This window comes from Paraburkholderia sp. RL17-381-BIF-C, from assembly GCF_046026435.1.
GTDB lineage: Bacteria > Pseudomonadota > Gammaproteobacteria > Burkholderiales > Burkholderiaceae > Paraburkholderia.
The window spans coordinates 1-217 of record NZ_JARESX010000282.1 but is presented as its reverse complement, the minus strand read 5'-3'; the positions used below and the strand labels follow the sequence as shown (position 1 = coordinate 217).

The following is a 217-nucleotide window of genomic DNA, read 5'->3' as shown; positions in this document are numbered from 1 at the left end:
TCCGCTGATCGACGTGTAGAAGCTCACAATGGCAAGCGCCAACACCACGAGCCCAAATGCCGCATACGGGCTCGTCACGTCTTTCAGCGCATGCAGCAACGGCACCGTGCCGACGGTCGCGAAAAACCCGAAGAACAGCATGGAACGGCGACGGCCGATGCGGTCGGACAACGCACCGAACGCCGGCTGCATCACCATATACACGAACAGCGCCGCA

Annotated in this window: 1 pseudogene; it reads right to left on the bottom strand. The window is 61.3% G+C overall.

Going from position 1 to position 217, the window contains the following annotated elements:
• Nucleotides 1–217 (bottom strand): annotated as a pseudogene (locus P0D70_RS37060) (alpha-ketoglutarate permease); the annotation flags it as partial.